General features: G+C 64.1%; 18 protein-coding genes. 15 read left to right on the top strand and 3 right to left on the bottom strand.

From position 1 onward, the window contains the following. Positions 1-71: 71 nt before the first annotated feature. The 15 genes from I6F28_RS25345 (at position 72) to I6F28_RS25415 (ending at position 16,249) form a co-directional block, all read left to right on the top strand. Positions 72-890, top strand: a complete 819-nt coding sequence (locus I6F28_RS25345) for an ABC transporter ATP-binding protein (RefSeq protein WP_225132242.1) — start codon at positions 72-74, stop codon at positions 888-890. Next, positions 890-1,678 carry an ABC transporter permease gene (locus tag I6F28_RS25350; protein ID WP_036006641.1) on the top strand — a complete coding sequence of 263 codons (789 nt, stop codon included), beginning with the start codon at positions 890-892 and terminating at the stop codon, positions 1,676-1,678. The genes I6F28_RS25345 and I6F28_RS25350 overlap by 1 nt, the downstream gene beginning before the upstream one ends. A 151-nt stretch (positions 1,679-1,829) precedes the next feature. Continuing rightward, positions 1,830-2,855, top strand: coding sequence for an ABC transporter substrate-binding protein (locus I6F28_RS25355; RefSeq protein WP_225141610.1), 1,026 nt, complete (start codon positions 1,830-1,832; stop codon positions 2,853-2,855). A gap of 30 nt (positions 2,856-2,885) precedes the next feature. After that, positions 2,886-3,590 carry a hypothetical protein gene (locus tag I6F28_RS25360; RefSeq protein ID WP_036006647.1) on the top strand — a complete coding sequence of 235 codons (705 nt, stop codon included), beginning with the start codon at positions 2,886-2,888 and terminating at the stop codon, positions 3,588-3,590. 93 nt (positions 3,591-3,683) lie between these two features. Then, positions 3,684-5,006, top strand: coding sequence for an ABC transporter substrate-binding protein (locus tag I6F28_RS25365; protein WP_036006653.1), 1,323 nt, complete (start codon positions 3,684-3,686; stop codon positions 5,004-5,006). Positions 5,007-5,018: 12 nt separating this feature from the next. Beyond that, complete coding sequence (locus I6F28_RS25370; RefSeq protein ID WP_225141612.1) at positions 5,019-5,786, top strand: ABC transporter ATP-binding protein; 768 nt, start codon at positions 5,019-5,021, stop codon at positions 5,784-5,786. Positions 5,787-5,789: 3 nt separating this feature from the next. After that, entirely contained in the window at positions 5,790-6,494 is a 705-nt protein-coding gene (locus I6F28_RS25375) for an ABC transporter ATP-binding protein (protein WP_036025019.1), read from the top strand. A gap of 5 nt (positions 6,495-6,499) precedes the next feature. Then, entirely contained in the window at positions 6,500-7,381 is an 882-nt protein-coding gene (locus tag I6F28_RS25380) for a branched-chain amino acid ABC transporter permease (protein ID WP_109145936.1), read from the top strand. Then, the gene (locus I6F28_RS25385) at positions 7,378-8,397 is read left to right on the top strand and encodes a branched-chain amino acid ABC transporter permease (RefSeq protein WP_036025024.1); all 1,020 of its coding nucleotides are present in this window, start codon (positions 7,378-7,380) and stop codon (positions 8,395-8,397) included. The genes I6F28_RS25380 and I6F28_RS25385 overlap by 4 nt, the downstream gene beginning before the upstream one ends. Next, complete coding sequence (locus tag I6F28_RS25390; RefSeq protein WP_225141614.1) at positions 8,357-9,286, top strand: polyphosphate kinase 2 family protein; 930 nt, start codon at positions 8,357-8,359, stop codon at positions 9,284-9,286. Before I6F28_RS25385 ends, I6F28_RS25390 begins: the two co-directional genes overlap by 41 nt. Continuing rightward, positions 9,283-10,320, top strand: a complete 1,038-nt coding sequence (locus tag I6F28_RS25395) for a patatin-like phospholipase family protein (protein ID WP_036025026.1) — start codon at positions 9,283-9,285, stop codon at positions 10,318-10,320. Before I6F28_RS25390 ends, I6F28_RS25395 begins: the two co-directional genes overlap by 4 nt. Before the next feature lie 768 nt (positions 10,321-11,088). Next, positions 11,089-13,413, top strand: coding sequence for a mechanosensitive ion channel domain-containing protein (locus I6F28_RS25400; protein ID WP_225141616.1), 2,325 nt, complete (start codon positions 11,089-11,091; stop codon positions 13,411-13,413). Between the two features lie 206 nt (positions 13,414-13,619). Continuing rightward, the gene (locus tag I6F28_RS25405; RefSeq protein ID WP_074448138.1) at positions 13,620-15,272 is read left to right on the top strand and encodes an NAD-dependent malic enzyme; all 1,653 of its coding nucleotides are present in this window, start codon (positions 13,620-13,622) and stop codon (positions 15,270-15,272) included. Positions 15,273-15,471: 199 nt separating this feature from the next. Beyond that, positions 15,472-15,990, top strand: coding sequence for a septal ring lytic transglycosylase RlpA family protein (locus I6F28_RS25410; protein ID WP_225141618.1), 519 nt, complete (start codon positions 15,472-15,474; stop codon positions 15,988-15,990). A 103-nt stretch (positions 15,991-16,093) separates the two neighbouring features. After that, positions 16,094-16,249: a hypothetical protein gene (locus tag I6F28_RS25415; RefSeq protein WP_167361678.1), complete on the top strand. Its 156-nt coding sequence runs from the start codon at positions 16,094-16,096 to the stop codon at positions 16,247-16,249. Between the two features lie 319 nt (positions 16,250-16,568). Here I6F28_RS25415 and I6F28_RS25420 read toward each other — a convergent pair whose 3' ends face one another. From I6F28_RS25420 to I6F28_RS25430, 3 genes are all read right to left on the bottom strand, one after another. Continuing rightward, the gene (locus tag I6F28_RS25420; RefSeq protein WP_036006679.1) at positions 16,569-16,889 is read right to left on the bottom strand and encodes a hypothetical protein; all 321 of its coding nucleotides are present in this window, start codon (positions 16,887-16,889) and stop codon (positions 16,569-16,571) included. A gap of 84 nt (positions 16,890-16,973) precedes the next feature. Then, entirely contained in the window at positions 16,974-17,246 is a 273-nt protein-coding gene (locus tag I6F28_RS25425; protein WP_225141619.1) for a hypothetical protein, read from the bottom strand. 143 nt (positions 17,247-17,389) lie between these two features. Then, positions 17,390-18,355: a LysR substrate-binding domain-containing protein gene (locus I6F28_RS25430; RefSeq protein ID WP_225141621.1), complete on the bottom strand. Its 966-nt coding sequence runs from the start codon at positions 18,353-18,355 to the stop codon at positions 17,390-17,392. Between the last annotated feature and the right edge of the window lie 34 nt (positions 18,356-18,389).

An 18,389-nucleotide genomic window follows, 5' to 3' on the forward strand; every position in this document is an offset into this window, starting at 1 on the left:
GCACGCTTGGCGGCTTGATTGAACTTGGCCGCACGAGCGGCTAAGGCATCGGCCTGAGTTGGAGGAAGCACATGACGACGCCCACGGCAGTGGCGCTGGAAGATGCCAAGGTTGCGTTCCGGCTGGGTGACGGCCGGGTCTATACGGCGGTGGAGAAGGCCCATCTCGCGGTGGCACAGGGCGAGTTTGTCGCCATTGTCGGGCCCACAGGGTGCGGAAAATCGACGCTGCTCAACGTCGCGGCGGGCCTGCTCAAGCCCGCCGCGGGCAGCGTCAGGATTTTCGACCAGCCATTGGCGGGGCTGAATCGGGATGCCGGCTATTTGTTCCAGGCTGATGCGCTGTTCCCCTGGAAGACTGCGCTCGACAATGTCGCGATCGGACTCGAGGTAAAGGGCACGCCGCGCGCTGAAGCCTTGTCGCAGGCGCAGAAATGGCTGACCGCCGTCGGCCTCGGCGCCTTCGCGAACCGCTATCCGCACATGCTTTCGGGCGGCCAGCGCAAGCGCGTGGCGCTGGCGCAGGTGCTGATCCGCGATCCGAAGATCCTGTTGATGGATGAGCCGTTCGGGCCGCTCGATGCGCAGACGCGCCAGGTCATGGGCAATCTGCTGCTCGATCTGTGGAGTGCCGACCGCAAGGCCGTGCTGTTCGTCACCCACGATCTCGAAGAGGCCATCGCGCTCGCCGACCGCGTCGTGATCATGTCGGCGGGGCCATCCTCGCGCATCATCGGCGACTGGCGCGTCGGCCTGGCGCGCCCGCGCGACATTTTCGAGGTGCGCCTCGACAAGGAATTCCATGCTCTCCATCGCGAGATATGGAGCGTGCTGAAGGACGAGGTGATGAAGGGGTACGCACAGTCCACGCAGGCGGCGGAGGTGGTCTGATGTCGCGCACGACGCTGTTTGCGCTGCAGATCCTGGTCGCTGTCGTCGGCTTGGTGCTGTGGCAGGTGCTGTCGACCGTTCCCGTGTTCGGCAAGATCCTGCTGCCGCCGTTCTTCTTTTCCAACCCGTTGGACGTGTTCAGCCAGATCGTGAAATGGTTCGCCTCCGGCGTGATCTGGAAGCACCTCGGCATCACCCTCGCGGAATCGATCCTCGCCTTCGTGATCGGATCGCTTGGCGGCGTCCTGGTCGGCTTCTGGTTCGCGCGCCAGCCGTTGGTCGCCGCGGTGTTCGACCCCTATGTGAAGATGGTCAACGCCCTGCCGCGTGTCGTGCTGGCGCCGATCTTCGCGCTGTGGCTCGGGCTCGGCATCTGGTCCAAGGTCGCGCTCGGCGTCACCCTGGTGTTCTTCATTGTCTTCTTCAACGTCTATCAGGGCGTCAAGGAGGTCAGCCGGACCGTGCTCGACAACGGCCGCATGCTCGGCATGAGCGAGCGGCAGCTGATGCAGCATGTCTATTGGCCGTCGGCGCTGTCGTGGATGTTCTCGTCGCTTCATACCTCCGTCGGCTTCGCCGTGGTCGGCGCGGTGGTCGGCGAATATCTGGGATCGGCGGCCGGGCTCGGCTATCTGATCCAGCAGGCCGAGGGCATCTTCGATGTCGCCGGCGTGTTCGCCGGCATGTTCGTGCTGTCGGCCTTCGTCATCCTGATCGATTTCGGCGTCACCTTGGTGGAGCGGCGCCTCCTGGTGTGGCGGCCGGCCGCGTCGGACGGGCGGGGGTAGGAAGCAGGTCTATTTGATCGCGTCGATGCGATCGCGGACGTGTGTTGGGCACCGCTATTGCGCCGAGGGGCTGATGGCCAGCCCGCTCAGGCGGAGCTTCTCAAGCCAGGCCCGCTGCTCTATGGTGCCGGCGGCCGAACGGAGGAAACCAATGAAGAACACGATTGCCAGGCTCGCCGGCGCACTGCTCGCGCTGACGCTCACCACCTCGCTTGCCGCGGCGCAAAGCAAGGTCACCATCGCGGTCGGCGGCGGCTCCTGCCTGTGCTATCTGCCGACGGTATTGGCCAAGCAGCTCGGCGAATACGAGAAGGCCGGCGTCAGTGTCGAGCTCGTCGACCTCAAGGGCGGCTCGGATGCGCTCAAAGCCGTGCTCGGCGGCAGCGCCGACGTGGTCTCCGGCTATTTCGACCATTGCGTCAATCTCGCCGCCAAGAAGCAGGAGCTGCAATCCTTCGTGGTCTATGACCGCTATCCCGGCCTCGTTCTGGTGGTCGCGCCCTCGCGCACCAACGACATCAAGTCGGTCAAGGATCTCGCCGGCAAGAAGGTCGGCGTCAGTGCGCCCGGCTCCTCCACCGACTTCTTCCTGAAATACATGCTCAAGAAGAACGGGCTCGATCCCACCAGCGCCGCCGTCATCGGGGTGGGCCTCGGCGCCACTGCGGTGGCCGCAATGGAGCAGGGCCAGATCGACGCGGCAGTGATGCTCGATCCGTCCGTGACCGTGCTGCAGGGCAGCCACAAGGATCTGCGTATCCTCTCGGACACCCGTACCCAGAAGGATACGCTGGAGACGTTCGGCGGCGAATATCCGGGCGGCGCGCTGTATTCGACCGTGGCCTGGATCAACGGCCATGAGAAGGAGGCGCAGGCGCTCACCAATGCGATCCTCGCCACGCTCGCCTGGATCCATTCGCATACGCCGGAGGAGATCATGGCGAAGATGCCCGAGCAGACCGTCGGCAAGAACAAGGATCTCTATCTTGCCGCACTGAAGAATACGATCCCGATGTATTCCGAGACCGGCAAGATGGACCCGAAGGGTGCCGACGCCGTGCTTGCAGTGTTCAGCGTCGGCTCGCCCGAGGTGGCGAACGCCAAGATCGACGTCAGCAAGACCTTCACCAACAAATTCGTCGAGCAGGCCAAGAAGACCACCGGGAGCGTCAAATAGCCGACGCGAAGGCGTGGTAACCGACCCGTCATGAAGTCTCCGGTCATTCATCGCGTCGCGACGCTCGATCTTGCCGTGCGGCCGATCGTCTGGCCGTTCGCCGAGGAGCGCCGCGCCGAGATCGCGGCGCATTTCGCCGAGAAGCAGCGCGAGCGGCCGAAGATCTGGAACGGCCGCATCCTGCTCGGGCGCGACGCTGTGTTCAGTGACGGTTACCTGAGGGCGACCTATTTCGAGACCGATTTCGCAAGCTTTCTCGCCTGGCGCGACTGGGGCTTTCCCGACAAGGCCGTGTTCAACGGCTTTGGCATGGGCGCGTTGCGCGCCTCCGACGGCACCTTCATCATGGGCGAGATGGCGCCCCACACCGCCAATGCGGGCCGCATCTATTTCCCCTCGGGAACGCCTGATCTCGACGACGTCAGGGACGGCGCGCTCGACATCCCCGGCAGCGTCGTCCGCGAGCTCGGCGAGGAGACCGGCCTGACCGCGGCCGATTATCGGATCCAGCCCGGCTGGCATTGCGTGGTTACCGGCCCCACGATCGCAATGTTGCAGGTCATCAACCTGGACATGCCGGGCGATGCGGCCCGCGCCAGGATCGAAGCCAACCTTGCGCGCGAGATCGAGCCGGAGCTGTCCGCCATTCATCTCGTGCGCGGGACCAGCGATCTCAGGCCGTCCATGCCGCGATTTGTCACGGCCTTCGTCGAGCAGCAGTTCGCAGCGCGCTGATGCGCGAGGCTTGACATCGCCGCGCGCAGCCCATGTGATGGGCCGAAGAATTGCACCAAGAATGCAATGCACAAATCGTCCAGGGAGGTTTTGATGCGCCTGCGCATGGCTGCCCGCTTGGTACGTGGGCTGTTGGTCGCGATATCAGCGACGGGCTTGGCGGTGTCTGCCGCGGCCCAAGACAAGGCTCAAGAGAAAAAGCTCAAGATCGGCGTCATCTACGATCTGACCGGCCCGCTCGCCGGCGGCGGTTCGGAGCTGCAATATACCGGCGCAAGGATCATGCTGGATCAGTACAGCGCGAAAGACGTCGAAGGCTACAAGATCGAGGCGATCTATGCCGATGCTCAGAGCAAGCCGGATATCGCCATCAATGAAGCGATCCGTTTGATCGAGCAGGAAAAGGTCGACATGCTGCTCGGCTTCTTCTCCTCGGCGCAATGCGTGCCGGTGGCCGCGCGGGTCGAGCAGCTGAAGAAGTTCATGTGGATCACGACCTGCATTTCGTCGGCGGTGCTGGAGAACAAGAACTACAAATACGTGTTTCGACCGCAGGCCTCCGGCGACCAGTTCGGCATGATGACGATGGACTTCATCGCGCAGAACGCGAAGGAAAAGCTGGGCAAGGACCCGAAGGACCTGCGGGTCGCCATCATCCACGAGGACGGCGCCTACGGCGTCGACGTTGCCAAAGGCAACGAGGCCGGTGCCAAGAAGGCCGGTTTCAACATCGTGCTCAGAGAGGGCTATTCGGCGACGGCCCCGGATCTGTCTGCGTTGGTCACCAAGCTGAAGCGGGCCAAGCCGGATGTGGTGTTCCATACCGGCTATAATCCCGACATCACCCTGTTGCTCCGGCAAGCCCGCGAACAAGGGCTGAAGTTCGGCGCACTGGTAGGACACGGCGCCGGCTACGGGGTCTATGAGAAGCTGAAGGAAGGCCTGGGCGCCGACGTAAACTATGTCTTCAACACCGATCCGATCTCGATCTGGCTCGCCAACCAGAAGAGCATGGATCCGAAGCTGCCGCCGATCATCAAGGCGGTCGGCGAGGAGTTCGACAAGCGCAAGCCGGGTGTCGCCATCCGTTCGGCCCATGTCGGCATGGCTGCGTCCAACACCTATTTGTTCCTGAACGACGTGCTGCCGCGAGCGATCAAGAAATATGGCGGCGTAGATCCCGATTCCCTGCGCAAGGCAGCACTGGACACCGACATACCCGAAGGCGGCACCATGCTCGGCTTCGGCGTCAAATTCCACGGCGAGGGCTCGCCAATGGCCGGCCAGAACGAGCGCTCGTTCCCGGTCGTGATCCAATACGTCGACGACAAGTCCTATGTGGTGTGGCCCAAGAGCCAGGCGCAGCGCGAGGCCGTGCTGCCGCTGCCCAAGGGCACCACCTACAGCAACCAATAGCGGGGTTCTGCGGTGTTGGAAGTCAGCGGATTGGTGAAGCGGTTTGGCGGCTTCACCGCCGTGAACAACGTCTCGTTCCGGGTCGATCAGGGCGAGATCCTCGGCCTGATCGGTCCCAACGGCTCGGGCAAGAGCACGATCTTCAACATGCTGTCCGGCACGCTGGCGCCGACCTCCGGATCGATCGTGTTCGCCGGGCACGAGATTGCGGGCCTTGCGCCGCACCGGATCATCAACAGCGGCATCGGGCGAACCTTTCAGATCCCGCGGCCGTTCCGCCGCCTCAGCATTTTCGAGAACGTCGCGCTTGCCGGCTTCTACGGCCAGGGCCGCCACAGCCGCGCCAAGGCGGAGGAGGCGGCCGAGCGGTCGCTGGCGATGGTCGGCCTGCCGACCGATCGCCATGCTAGCGTCGATGGGCTTGGCGCAGCGGGGCTGAAGAAGCTGGAGCTGGCGAAGGCGCTCGCCACCGCGCCAAAGCTATTGCTCGCCGACGAGAGCCTCGGCGGTCTCGACGAGGCCGAGATGGACCAGGCTGCGGACATGCTGCGCAACATCCGCGACGAGCTCGGCATCACCATCATCTGGGTCGAGCACATCATGGGCGTCCTGATGCGCGTGGTCGACCGCGTCATGGTGCTCGATCACGGCGAGAAGATCTCGGAAGGCCTGCCGAGCGCGGTCGCGGGCGATCCGCGCGTCATCGAGGTCTATCTCGGCACCGACGCCGAGACCACGCAGGCCGCGGCCGCCGAAGCGCGCCGCCGCGCAGGGGGCTAGGTGATGCTGGAGCTTCGCGGCCTCAATGCCGGCTATGGCACCTTCCAGGCGCTGTTCGACGTCAACCTCGACGTGAAGGCCGGCGAAGCCGTCGGCGTCATCGGCCCCAACGGCGCCGGCAAGACCACCCTGATGCGCGTCATCTCCGGCCTGATCCGTCCCTCGCGCGGATCGATCAGGATGGAGGGCGTCGACCTCGTCGCGACGCCGTCGCACAAGATCGTCAGCCTCGGCATTGCGCATGTGCCGGAGAACCGGCGGCTGTTTCCGCAGCTCACGGTCGACGACAATCTCAAGATGGGCGCCTTCATGAAGGAGGCGCGGGACCACTACGCCGAGCGGCTGGAGGTGGTGTTCGACCTGTTCCCCCGCCTGAAGGAACGCCGTCACCAGATGGCCGGAACCATGTCCGGCGGCGAGCAGCAGATGTGCGCCATCGGCCGCGCGATGATGTCCAATCCGAAACTGTTGCTGCTCGACGAACCCTCGGCGGGGCTCGCGCCGGTGGTGGTGCAGCAGGTGTTCGAGTTGGTGAAGCGGATCCGTGCCAGCGGGCTGACGGTGCTGATCGTCGAGCAGAACGTGCAGCAGGTGCTGAAGGTGGTCGACCGCGCCTATCTTATCGAGGCGGGCACGATCCGCGCCTCCGGCACCTCGGCCGAGATGCTGGCGAGCGACACGGTCAAGGAAGCTTATCTCGGGGTGTGATGGGCATGCAGGCGTTCCTGGACGTATTCGACATCTACCTGCTGGAGGCCGTCATCAACGGCATCCTGCTCGGCGGCGTGCTGGCGCTGCTTGCGCTGGGGCTCAACCTGATCTTCGGCGTCATCGACGTGACCTGGATCTGCTACGCCGAGCTCGTCATGATCGGCATGTACGGCATGTATTTCATGGTGCAGTATTACGGCGTCAGCTATTTCGTCGCTGCCCCGCTCACTATCCTGCTGGTCGCCGTGCTTGGTGCGGCGCTGCACTACCTCGTCATTGCGCCGCTGCTGACCGCGCCACCGATCAACCAACTGCTCGCGACCGGCGGGGTGCTGTTCGTGCTGCAGAGCTTTGCCACCGTGGCCTTCGGCATCGACTTCCGCAATCTCGGCATCCGCCTGCCGGTGCTCGCCTTCGGCGACATGAATTTCAGCTACGCACGACTGCTTTCGTTCGCCGCCGCGCTGGTCGGCATGGTCGCGGTCTATCTGTTCATGACGCGCACCTTCACCGGCACTGCGATCCGCGCCATCTCACAGGACCGGCAGATCATGGCGCTGATGGGCGTCGACACCAAGCGGATCTACTTGATCACGTCGGCGCTCGGCGGCGCGCTCGCCGGCCTCGCCGCCTGCCTCCTGGTGCTGCAATACGACGTGCATCCCTTCGTCGGTCTGTCCTTCGGGCCGATCACCTTCCTGATCTGCGTGCTCGGCGGCCTCGGCAATTTCATCGGCGGGTTCATCGCCGCCTTCGTGTTCGCCGAGATCATCTCGCTCGGGGGCCTGTTCTCCGACCTCGAATGGGGCTATGTGCTGGCCTTCGCGTTCTTCATCGTCATGATGTTCATCCGGCCCGCGGGCCTGCTTGCGAGGCGCCGATGATGGGGCAGGGGCGGCTTGCTGCATGGGGCGTGGGGCTGGCGGCGCTGGTCGCGCTGCCCTTCGTCTATCGCGATCCCTATCATCTGCACATCCTGGTGCTGATCCTGATCTGGTCGTTCGCCTATACGTCCTGGTCGATGATGGGGAGGTTCGGCCTCGTCTCGCTCGGCCATGGCGGCTTCATGGGGATCGGCGCTTACGTTACGGCGCTGTTGTGGAATCACGCAGGATTGTCGCCCTGGATCGGCATTCCCATCAGCATGGCGGCGGCCGGCGCGCTGGCGATGATCGTCGGCTATCCCTGCTTCCGCTTTCGTATCACAGGGCATTATTTCGTGCTGGTGACGCTGGCGCTGTCAGGCATCGTGCTCCAGGTCATCACCGCGACGCGCGACTATACCGGCGGCTCGCTCGGCTACACCCCGAACCGCGCGTCCGGCAACAGGCTGCTGGCGCTGCAATTCGACGACAAGACCACCTGGTACTTGATCGCGCTTGCGGTCTGGCTGTTCGGCATCGTGGTCTGGCACTGGGTCGACCGCAGCATGGCGCGTTATGCGCTGGAGGCGATCTCCGAGGACGAGGATGCCGCCGCCGCGGCCGGCGTCGACGTCACCGCCGAGAAGCTGAAGATCACGCTGCTCAGCGCGCTGATGACGGCGCTGGCGGGCGCGATCTACTGCCAGTACCAGATGTTCATCACGCCCGACACGGTCAGCGGCATCGCGGTCTCGCTGCAGATGGTGTTCGCCGCGATCGTCGGCGGGCTGTTCGTCTCGCTCGGTCCGACCGTCGGCGCCATCATCACCATCCTGCTGGCGGAAACGCTGCGCATCGGTTTCGGCACCAAGGCGGTCGGCTGGGACAACCTCGTCTACGGCGTGCTGCTCGTGCTTTTCATCATATTCCTTCCCAAGGGCATCCTTGGTAGCTTGCTCGACCGATTGAAGTTGCAACGCAAGGTGCCCCGCGCTCATGAGCAAAAAGCCGTCCAAGTCGCTCGCCCAGGAGCTTGACCGCTACATCACGCCGTTTCGCTACGATGGCTCGGGCAAGTTTCACCTCAAGGACCACAAGACCGACGAGAAGGGCGATCTCGACAAGGAGAAGGCGCAGGCGATCCTCGATGCCAACAAGAAGCGGCTGATCGCGTTTCAGGAGAAGCTCTACGCGCAGGATCGCTGGTCGCTCCTGATCGTATTCCAGGCGATGGACGCCGGCGGCAAGGATTCTGCCATCAAGGCGATCTTCGAGGGCATCAATCCGCAGGGCTGCGAGGTCACGGCCTTCAAGGCGCCGAGCAGCAAGGAGCTCGACCACGACTTCCTCTGGCGTCATGCAGTCGCGCTGCCCGAGCGCGGCCATATCGGCATCTTCAACCGCTCGCACTACGAGGAATGCCTGGTGACGCGCGTACACCCGGAGATTCTCGCCAAGCAGAAGCTGCCGCCAAGGCTCGTCACCAAGAACATCTGGAAGGAGCGGTTCGAGGACATCTCCGCCTTCGAGCGCTATCTCTGCCGCAACGGCACCGTGGTGCTGAAGTTCTTTCTCAACCTGTCCAAGGAAGAGCAGCGCGAGCGTTTCCTCGCGCGGCTGGACGATCCGGCCAAGCAGTGGAAGTTCTCCATGGACGACATCAGGGAGCGCGCGCTGTGGCCGCGCTACCAGGCGGTCTACCAGGACATCGTCCGGCACACGGCGACGTCCCATGCGCCCTGGTATGTCGTGCCCGCCGACCACAAATGGTTCGCCCGCGTCGTGATCGGCTCGGTGATCAATGCCGAGCTGGAAAAGCTCGACCTGCGCTTCCCCCGTGCCGACAAGGCCTCGCTGGAGGAGTTCAAGCAGGTGCGCAAGGCGCTGGAGAAAGAAGGCACGGGAGGCAAGAGGCAAGCAAAGTGACAGCCGGCGGGACCACGAACTGCAAGAACGTCAACTTCGCGCTCCAGGGCGGCGGTGCGCACGGCGCCTTCGTGTGGGGCGTGCTCGACCAGGTGCTCGAGGACGGCAGGCTCGCGATCGAGGCGATCAGCGCGACCAGTGCCGGCGCGATGAATGCGGTGGCGATGGCCTCGGGCATGGCGCACGGAGGCGCGGAGGCCGCGCGGGAGAGCCTGCACGCATTCTGGTACGAAGTCTCGCGCATGGACATGGCGTACGATCTGATGTCGCCGCTGAACCAGTGGATCCAGGCCCTGAAGCTGCCGCCGGAATATCATCCGGTCCACGCATTCATCCATACGCTGACACACACGCTGCCGCCGAACCTGCTCAATCCCTTTCATTTCAATCCGCTCCGCGCGCTGCTGCAGCGCGTGATCGATTTCGACCGGCTCAATTCCTCGCCGGAGGCGCCGCAGCTGTTTCTCAACGCCACCAACGTCCGCACCGGCAAGATCAAGGTGTTTCAGAGCCCGCTGCTGACGGCGGACACCGTGCTCGCGTCGGCCTGCCTGCCGCCCTATTTCCAGGCCGTCGAGATCGACGGCGAGCATTACTGGGACGGCGGCTATCTCGGCAATCCCGCGATCTATCCGTTAATCTACCGCAAGGGCAGTCACGACGTCGTCATCGTGCAGGTGACGGCGATCCGGCGCGACGAGCTGCCGGCCAGTGCCGCCGATGTCCTCCACCGCATCAACGAGATCAGCTTCAATTCGTCCTTGATGCGCGAGATGCGCGCGATCGCCTTCGCCACCCGCCTGATCGACGACGGCGAGCTCGACAGCAACAAGCACAGCCGCATGTACATGCATTGGATCGGCAACGACGCGCTGATGTCGCAGCTCGGCACGGCCACGCAGTTCCACCCCGAATGGAGCCTGTTGTGCCGCCTGCGCGATGAGGGCCGCGCGGCGGCGCGCAACTGGCTGGCGCGAAACTTCGACCAGATCGGAAAGGCCTCGACGGTCGACCTGGCGGAGATGTTTCTCTAGTTGGCCGGGTGGCCATCGACCAAAAGTGCGAAAACAACCCCATGCACAGTAGCTGGGCATAGCGGAATCAATGGCTTATCGGCTCCCATCGTCCGCGATGCGGATTTCACGAAATTCGTTTGCATCGTCGGGCAAAACAGGGGCATGATGTCACCATGCCGGCTGCCTTCGGAAATCCCTCACTTCGCGCGGAAGCGATTTGCACGGCGGAACTCGGATCGTCAAATGTGATCGTCAGATCATTGATCCCGCTTGACAGTTTTGCGACGCAGGAGGAGCATCATAGCGGTCGCAAACAAGCGACGCGCAACGTCCACCTCATGAGCAAGGGGAGGTCTATGACACCACCTCCGCAAATCCAGCCGCGTTAATTGCGATGGAGCTCGTTCGGACTATCGCATAGCGGCGGAAACCGCGAACGGCACGCCGGGACAAGGTTTAGCGGGCTGCATCAGTGAGGCAAAGCCCCTACCTTCCCGGCGCTGTATTTTGATCGTGTCGGATGGCCGTGAAGGCCGCCGCACCAATTTTTTTTGACACCCCGCTCGTCTCAATCCTGCTGGTTGATCCGCAAACGGGTCTTTGCGCGCACTGACGGAGACATCAGCTCCCGATCCTGCATTGCGGCAAATGCCAAGAGAATGTCGTCCCAAAGGCCAACTTCCGACACAGGCTGGGGGCGAATAGCGCCGATCCGACATGACGGATGTGCTTCGGCGGTGACGGCCACGCTACCTGCGAGCACATTCACTTTTCCAGGGAATCTGCGTGTCGCAAAAGCTTGTCCCGGCGCTTCTCGCCGCTCTTTTCCTTGCAATCTCTTCTCTCTCCTGCGCCCGCGCCGATGCGCCGTCCGCGAACGGTGCCGCGGCGCTATCGCCTGACGAGGCGAAGCGTGCGTTGGACACGCTTCAGGACGACAAGAAGCGCGCGCAGATGATCGATACGCTCCGTGCAATCGCCAACGCGTCTGGTTCGCAACAGGCCGCGCCGCAGCCGAATTCGCCGATCCCGCTTTCGGCCGACGGCCTCGGTGCGCAGCTCATGCTGACGGTCTCGGAGGAGATCGGCGAAATCTCGCGTGAGATCGCCGGCATCGCGCGGACGCTCACGCACTTTCCGGCGTTCTACTACTGGATCGTGCGCACCGCGAACGATCCCGCGGCTTACAATCTTCTGATCGAGATCGCCTGGAAGCTGGCGCTGGTGCTCGGCTGCGCCCTCTTGGCCGAATGGGTGATCTTCCGCCTGATCCGCCGGCCGGTCGCGTTCCTGGAGGGACGCGTGCCGCAATCCGCGCGCCTGCCGGCACCCGCGTTGCCGCTTGCCGATCCGCCATCGTCAGTCGCCGACGTTACGCCTGCACCTGAAATGCAGGAGCGACGCCACAGCCTTGCGCGGGTTTGGCAGATCATGCTGCGCCTGCCCTTCGTGCTCGGGCGTTTCGTGCTCGAGTTGCTTCCCGTGCTCGTCTTCGTCGGCGTCGCCACCGCGCTGCTCGGGACGGAGATTGGAGAACCGACAACCGTCCGCCTCGTGATCCTCGCCGTCGTCAACGCCTATGCGTTCTCGCGCGGGCTCATCTGCCTGGTCCGGGCGCTGGCGGGGCCGTTCGGCTTGTTTCCGGTGCGCGCGGAGACCGCCGCCTATGTCGAGATCTGGGCACGCCGCATCGTCGGCGTCGGCGTCTCCGGCATCGCCTTTGCCAATGTGGCGCTGCTGCTCGGCCTGCACCGCGCCGGCTACGCCGCGCTGCTGCGCATGGTGATGCTGGTCGTGCACCTCTTCATCGCCGTCATCGTCCTGCAATGCCGCCGCCAGGTCGCCGATGCCATCCGCGCCCCGGCCGAGCGGCAGGGGATCGCGGCTCGTTTGCGCAACCGCGTCGCCGGCGGCTGGCACTATCTTGCCATCGCGCTCGACCTCGCGCTCTGGGCGGTGTGGGCGCTCAACATCCGCAACGGCTATTCGCTGCTGCTGCAATATTTCGTCGGCACCATCGCAGTGGCGCTGGTCGCACGTGTCGTCATCATGCTGACGCTGAGCCTGATCGATCGCGGTTTCCGCATCAAGCCGGAGATCCTCCAGCGCTTTCCCGGCCTCGAGATCCGTGCCAACCGCTATCTGCCGCTGCTCCGCAGGATCGTATCCGGCGTGATCGCCTTCATCGGTTTCGTGGCGGTGCTCGAGGTCTGGGGCGTGGACGCGATCGTCTGGTTCTATGGCGGCCAGATCGGCAGCCGGCTGATCTCGGCCGTGGTGACCATTGGCCTTGCCGTGCTCATCGCCGCGGCGATCTGGGAAGCCAGCAATGCGCTCCTAGACCGCCAGATCAATACGCTGTCGCGGGACGGGCACTATGCCCGCGCCGCGCGGTTGCGCACCTTCCAGCCGATGCTGCGCACAGCGCTGCTCTGCCTGATCGCGACAATCGTCGGCCTCACCGCGCTCAGCGAGATCGGCGTCAACGTCGCGCCGCTGCTGGCGGGCGCCGGCATCGTCGGCATTGCGATCGGCTTCGGCTCGCAGAAGCTGGTGCAGGATCTCATCACCGGCCTGTTCCTGCTGCTGGAGAATACGGTGCAGGTCGGCGACAGCGTCAGCGTGTCGGGGTTGTCGGGCGTCGTCGAGAACGTCTCGATCCGCACCATCCGTCTGCGCGCGGGCGACGGCGCCGTGCACATCGTGCCGTTCAGCGCAGTCACGACCATCACCAATGCCAGCCGCGGCGCCGGCAACGCTTCGGTCAGCGTCAACGTCGCCTACAAGGAAGACACCGACCGCGCCGGCCAGATCCTCAAGGACATCGTCGATGAGATGCGCCGTGAAGCGGACTTCCGCGCGCTCATCCGCGGCGACCTCGAGCTGTGGGGCGTCGACAAAGTCGATGGCGCGATGGTGTCGATCGTCGGGCAGATCCGCTGCACCGAGGCCGGCCGCTGGCCGGTCCAGCGCGAATTCAACCGCCGCATGAAGCTGCGCTTCCAGCAGAACGGGATCGAGGTCGCATCGCCGGTGCAGACCATCCTGATGCACATCGCGCCGCCGGCGGACAGCGCTGCCAATCTGACGCCCCGGCGGGCGGCGGGATAAGCAGTCCCAAATTCCGGCCTGCCTTTATTTGCGGCTCCGCCAACGCGCGCCCCGGTTGGCGCGTTAAACCTTTTCGCGCGCAAGTGCCAGGCGTTTGCAAAATCTGCTGCGGTGCGAGATCACGATCGCGGCCGGAGTCTCCTTGATCTCGATTGAACGCTGGCCGACAATGGTCGTGGTTCAATAAGAAACTCCTTGGGGGAATCGTGAATAGACCTGCTCGGGTCAGCGCCCATTCGACATCATCCGACACCGCGCACGGCATGACGCTGCTGCGCGACCCCCTGCTCAACAAGGGCACGGCCTTCACGGAAGCAGAGCGCGCCGCACTCGGCTTGCGCGGCCTGTTGCCGCCCTGCGTGCTGACGATGGAGACCCAGGCTCAGCGCGTGCTCACCAATCTGCGCACGCTGCCGACGGACCTGGAAAAATACGTTGCCCTGAACGCGCTGCATGACCGCAACGAGGCGCTGTTCTTCCGCGTCGTCGTCGACAATATCGACGAGATCCAGCCGATCATCTACACCCCGACGGTCGGGCTTGCCTGCCAGAAATACGGCCTGATCTTCCAGCGGCCGCGTGGCATGTTCATCTCCTCGCGCGACCGCGGCCAGATCGCGGAGATCCTGAAGAACTGGCCCTACCAGGCCAGGCTGATCGTCGTCACCGACGGCGAGCGCATTTTGGGACTTGGCGATCTCGGTGCCAACGGAATGGGCATCCCGGTCGGCAAGCTATCGCTCTATTCGGCCTGCGCCGGCGTGCATCCGGAAGCGTGCTTGCCGATCGTGCTCGATGTCGGCACCAACAACGAAGAGCTGTTGAACGATCCCTATTATCTCGGCCTGCGCGAGCGGCGGTTGACGGGCGAGGCCTATGACAGCTTCGTCGACGAGTTCATGCAAGCCGCGCGCAAGACGTTCCCGGGCGTGCTGATCCAGTTCGAGGACTTCGCCAATCATTCGGCGTTCAAGCTGCTGCACAAATATCGCGACGAGGCTTGCGTCTTCAACGACGACATCCAGGGCACCGCGGCGGTGGCGCTCGCCGGCCTGTTCTCGGCTCTGCGCATCTCCGGCGGCAAGCTGAAGGATCAGAAGATCCTGTTCCTCGGCGCGGGCGAGGCGGCGACCGGCATCGCCGACCTCGTGGTCTCCGCCATGATGGCGGAAGGCGCGTCCGAGGCGGACGCGCTTCGCCGCAACTGGCTGGTGGATTCCCGCGGTCTCGTCGTCAGCGGCCGTGAAGGCCTTTCTGGCCATAAGCTCCGCTATGCCCATGCCGGTCAGGCGCCGATCGCCGACTTCCTCACCGCCATCAAGACGCTGAAGCCGACGGCGATCATCGGCGTCGCCGCGGTCGGCGGCGCCTTCACGCCCGACGTGCTCAAGGCGATGGCCGAGCTCAACGAGCAGCCGATCGTGTTCGCGCTCTCCAACCCGACCTCGAAAGCCGAGTGCTCGGCGGAGGATGCCTATCGCTACACGGAGGGACGCGCGCTGTTCGCCTGCGGCAGTCCGTATGATCCGGTCAAGCTCAACGGCCGCAGCTTCGTGCCGCGCCAGGGCAACAATTCCTACATCTTCCCGGGCGTCGGCCTCGGCGTCATCGCCAGCCGCTCGCGCCTCGTGACCGATGAGATGTTCATGGCGGCGGCCCACGCGCTCGCCGATTGCGTCGGCAAGGAGGACCTCGCTCAGGGCAGCCTCTATCCGGCACTGCCGCGTATCCGCGAGGTCTCCGTGCGCATCGCGGCGGCGGTTGCGGATGTGGCCTATCAACGCGCGCTCGCCGACGGACCCGCGCCCAACGACGTGAAGGCCCTGGTCCAGTCGCAGATGTACGAGCCGAAGTACTAGAAATCGGGCCGCGCCGAAAACGCGGCTCGCGGGGCGTATCGGGCTGATCCTTCGCTGATCTGTCCCGATTCTGAACAGGTCACTGTGGTGGAATCGCCACAGCTGGCGCGAAACGAAGGCGGCCCCAGAGCCGCTTTTGTTCCGACAAGGTTCTGCCCTCATTGCCCACCGAAACTTGGGGTTGTTCGGAGGGCGCATCATGTCTCGCATTGCAAGTGCCGAAACTGCCCGGATGTCGCTGGCGAGCTCGAGCCGGTTATTGCTCGCGGTCTTGGGCGCCGCATCGCTCGCTGCCTGCTCGCAATCGCCGGTCGGCCGTCAGAAAGCCGATCTCGCCGGAACGACCCGGCAAGCCGCGGTCGAGCGCCCGCACCGGGTGGCGGCGCTGCATCCACGCCCGATCAGCCGGGCGCGCATCCCCGCCCGCGACGCAAAGCAAACCGCGTCGCACGGCATCGCCAGCTTCTATTCGGATACGCAGACCGCGAGCGGCGAGAAGTTCGACAGGAACGAATTGACCGCGGCGCATCCCACCCTGCCGTTCGGCACCAAGCTGCGCGTTACCGAGACCTCCTCCGGCCGTTTCGTTACGGTCAGGGTCAACGATCGCGGGCCCTTCGTGCGCGGACGCGTGGTCGACATCTCGCCGTCGGCCGCCGAGGCGCTCGGCATGGTCGACAAGGGCATTACCAATGTCAGGCTTGAAGTCGTGCAATAGGGCGCCACGCGTCGCGACCGTGCGGGCGCGCTTAACCGGCTGTTAGCGGCTTCTCAAGCACCATGGCTGTCCGCACAATTCGGGGCTTTGGGGGAGGCGACGCTTGAACACGATCCAGCATCTCGAAGATCAGGCTGCGCGTGCCGAGCGGCTCGCCAAACGGATCACGGATACGCTGACGATCGAAAAGCTGCTGACCTTCGCGGGCGAACGCCGCCGCGAGATCGAGGTCATCGCCGGCAAACGCCGCCGCAACTAAAGCACGATGCGATCAGGTTCGATTGCTACAAGGGAGGTGCACTCCCTCTCCCGCAAGCGCAGGGCTATCGGATATGACTTGTGGCGGCGGCCTGCGCGCACGCCTCGTCCTTCGAGACGGCGCTGACGCGCCTCCTCAGGATGAGGCTAATCAGCATCAGTGCTCGTTGAAACTGCTGCCGCGCACTCCGCCCTCATCCTGAGGAGCCCGCCCAAAGCGGGCGTCTCGAAGGATGGCCGCAGAGAAAAACTCCCAAATGCGATAGTCATTCCCGCAAGCAGGGAGGGAGCGCACCTCCGTCCTTTTCGGCAAGTGAGCTTCATTTCATCGCGCTTTGGGAATGGCTTTCGATGAAGTCGCTGAGATAATCGGGGAGCTCTATTCCATAGATGTCGCAGCGTGCGCGGATCTCGCCGGCGACGTCGCACGAGATATCCTTCATCCAGTGCTCGAGCGTGTTGAACGAGATCACCTTGATCGGGTCATTGAAGCAGCCGGCGACGAGCTCGCCGATCGTGGTGTCGAGATCGCTGCGCTCGATGCGGATTTCGGTCGCCTCGTCACGGCGATCAACCACCACGAACAGGGTCTGGTCCGCTCCGTAAGGCACGATCGGTGATGATACGCCGGCGTCAAACATCTCGAGGCGCTCACGTCATTGCTTTGATCCCTGACAACGGGAAGAACCGGAAGAAGGTTCCTGCTCGCACGCTTGTGAAGGGCGTCAGAGAAATTCTCTCAAGCGCGACAGCTCGAGGACGTGTTCGGGGGAGAGGATCTCGGTGACGAGCGGCGGCTGCGCTACGGTGCGGATCTCGTAGAGGTGCCGGGTCGTCGCCGGTTTCTGCATGAAAGCCGAGATGCAATCGTCGAGCGTGCCTTCGATGAGCTGGTAGGGCTTCCGGTCAGGCTGGCGCTGATTGGCAAGTGATGGCCATTTATGCAGCACCGCAAGCGCGCCGAAATTGACCTTTGAATCCCCGACCACGTCCCCCATCGCCCTGCCTCACGCAAAACACGACCCCAGCACACGTGCTCGCGTGCCGGGGCCCATACATCTGTCGCTGCATCTCAATGCCACAGGTCAGCCAACGCGGCAGCCGGGAAAAGGTTCCCGGCTCATCCGCTACGGAGTACGGCTCAATCGCTGGGAATCTTCGGAATTTGCAATATCCAGCGGACAAACGCCTTCACGCGGGGATCTTTGGCCATGGCCGCGGGCCAGCGCACGATTTGAGCCTTGCTCGACGGCAAGTCCCAGGATTGCGGAAGCACCCGCACCAGCCTGCCATCCTTGAGGGCATCCTGGACCAGCAGTGAACGCGCGAGCACGATCCCGTTGCCGGCGAGGGCGGCGGCTATGGCGGTGGCAATCGTCGCAAAACGTATCTCGGCGGGTGGCGGGCGGCCGAGACCCAATCGTTCGAACCAGGAGGTCCACGACCATTCGACCCCGCGGTCATCGCCGGACCGGCCCTTGTGCAGCAGCGGCAACGATTTGAGGCGCGTCACGTCGGTCAGTGGCTGCTGGCCAGGCAGCAGGCGTGGGTGGCAGACCGGGTAAACATGCTCGCGAACTAGCAAACGCTGCGTGGACGTTGGCCTCAAGCCGGCTGCTGGTTGCCACACAACCGCGACGTCGAGATCGGTCGACCTCGCATGTGCGTCGGCTTCACGTACGGCCAGCTCAACCGGTATGCCGGGATGCTCTAGCGCAAAATCGGGCAAGCGGCGCACGAGCCAATAGTCGGCAAGCGCTGCACCGACGCCGACTTTCAAGGCCGGTGGCGGAGCGGCGGCGCGACAAAGCGCACGAAAATCCGCCATCCTGTCGAGCAAACCGGCCAACTCGTTGGAGAGGGCAATGCCGGCGGGCGTGGCACACAAGCCACTCGGCTGCCGGATGAGGAGGGGCGTCCCGACGAAGTCCTCGAGCTTGCGGAGCCGATGACTGACCGCGCTCTGCGTGAGCCCGAGCTCCGCGGAGGCGCGCGTGACGTTCGCATGTCTCAAGGCTGCCTCGAACGCAATCAGCCCGTCAAAGGGAGGAAATGAGCGCATTGCATCATCATGAATCATTTTCATGCCGATGTGAATGTATTGCATTGGCGCAGGCCTCGCCCCGACATGCATAGCGGTA

This window comes from Bradyrhizobium sp. NBAIM14, from assembly GCF_020193895.1.
GTDB lineage: Bacteria > Pseudomonadota > Alphaproteobacteria > Rhizobiales > Xanthobacteraceae > Bradyrhizobium > Bradyrhizobium yuanmingense.

Coding starts and splice junctions, on each gene's coding strand:
- I6F28_RS25345 (WP_225132242.1), top strand. CDS start 72: ATGACGACGCCCACGGCAGTGGCGCTGGAAGATGCCAAGGTTGCGTTC.
- I6F28_RS25350 (WP_036006641.1), top strand. CDS start 890: ATGTCGCGCACGACGCTGTTTGCGCTGCAGATCCTGGTCGCTGTCGTC.
- I6F28_RS25355 (WP_225141610.1), top strand. CDS start 1,830: ATGAAGAACACGATTGCCAGGCTCGCCGGCGCACTGCTCGCGCTGACG.
- I6F28_RS25360 (WP_036006647.1), top strand. CDS start 2,886: ATGAAGTCTCCGGTCATTCATCGCGTCGCGACGCTCGATCTTGCCGTG.
- I6F28_RS25365 (WP_036006653.1), top strand. CDS start 3,684: ATGCGCCTGCGCATGGCTGCCCGCTTGGTACGTGGGCTGTTGGTCGCG.
- I6F28_RS25375 (WP_036025019.1), top strand. CDS start 5,790: ATGCTGGAGCTTCGCGGCCTCAATGCCGGCTATGGCACCTTCCAGGCG.
- I6F28_RS25380 (WP_109145936.1), top strand. CDS start 6,500: ATGCAGGCGTTCCTGGACGTATTCGACATCTACCTGCTGGAGGCCGTC.
- I6F28_RS25385 (WP_036025024.1), top strand. CDS start 7,378: ATGATGGGGCAGGGGCGGCTTGCTGCATGGGGCGTGGGGCTGGCGGCG.
- I6F28_RS25390 (WP_225141614.1), top strand. CDS start 8,357: ATGAGCAAAAAGCCGTCCAAGTCGCTCGCCCAGGAGCTTGACCGCTAC.
- I6F28_RS25410 (WP_225141618.1), top strand. CDS start 15,472: ATGTCTCGCATTGCAAGTGCCGAAACTGCCCGGATGTCGCTGGCGAGC.
- I6F28_RS25420 (WP_036006679.1), bottom strand. CDS start 16,889: ATGTTTGACGCCGGCGTATCATCACCGATCGTGCCTTACGGAGCGGAC.
- I6F28_RS25425 (WP_225141619.1), bottom strand. CDS start 17,246: ATGGGGGACGTGGTCGGGGATTCAAAGGTCAATTTCGGCGCGCTTGCG.
- I6F28_RS25430 (WP_225141621.1), bottom strand. CDS start 18,355: ATGCAATACATTCACATCGGCATGAAAATGATTCATGATGATGCAATG.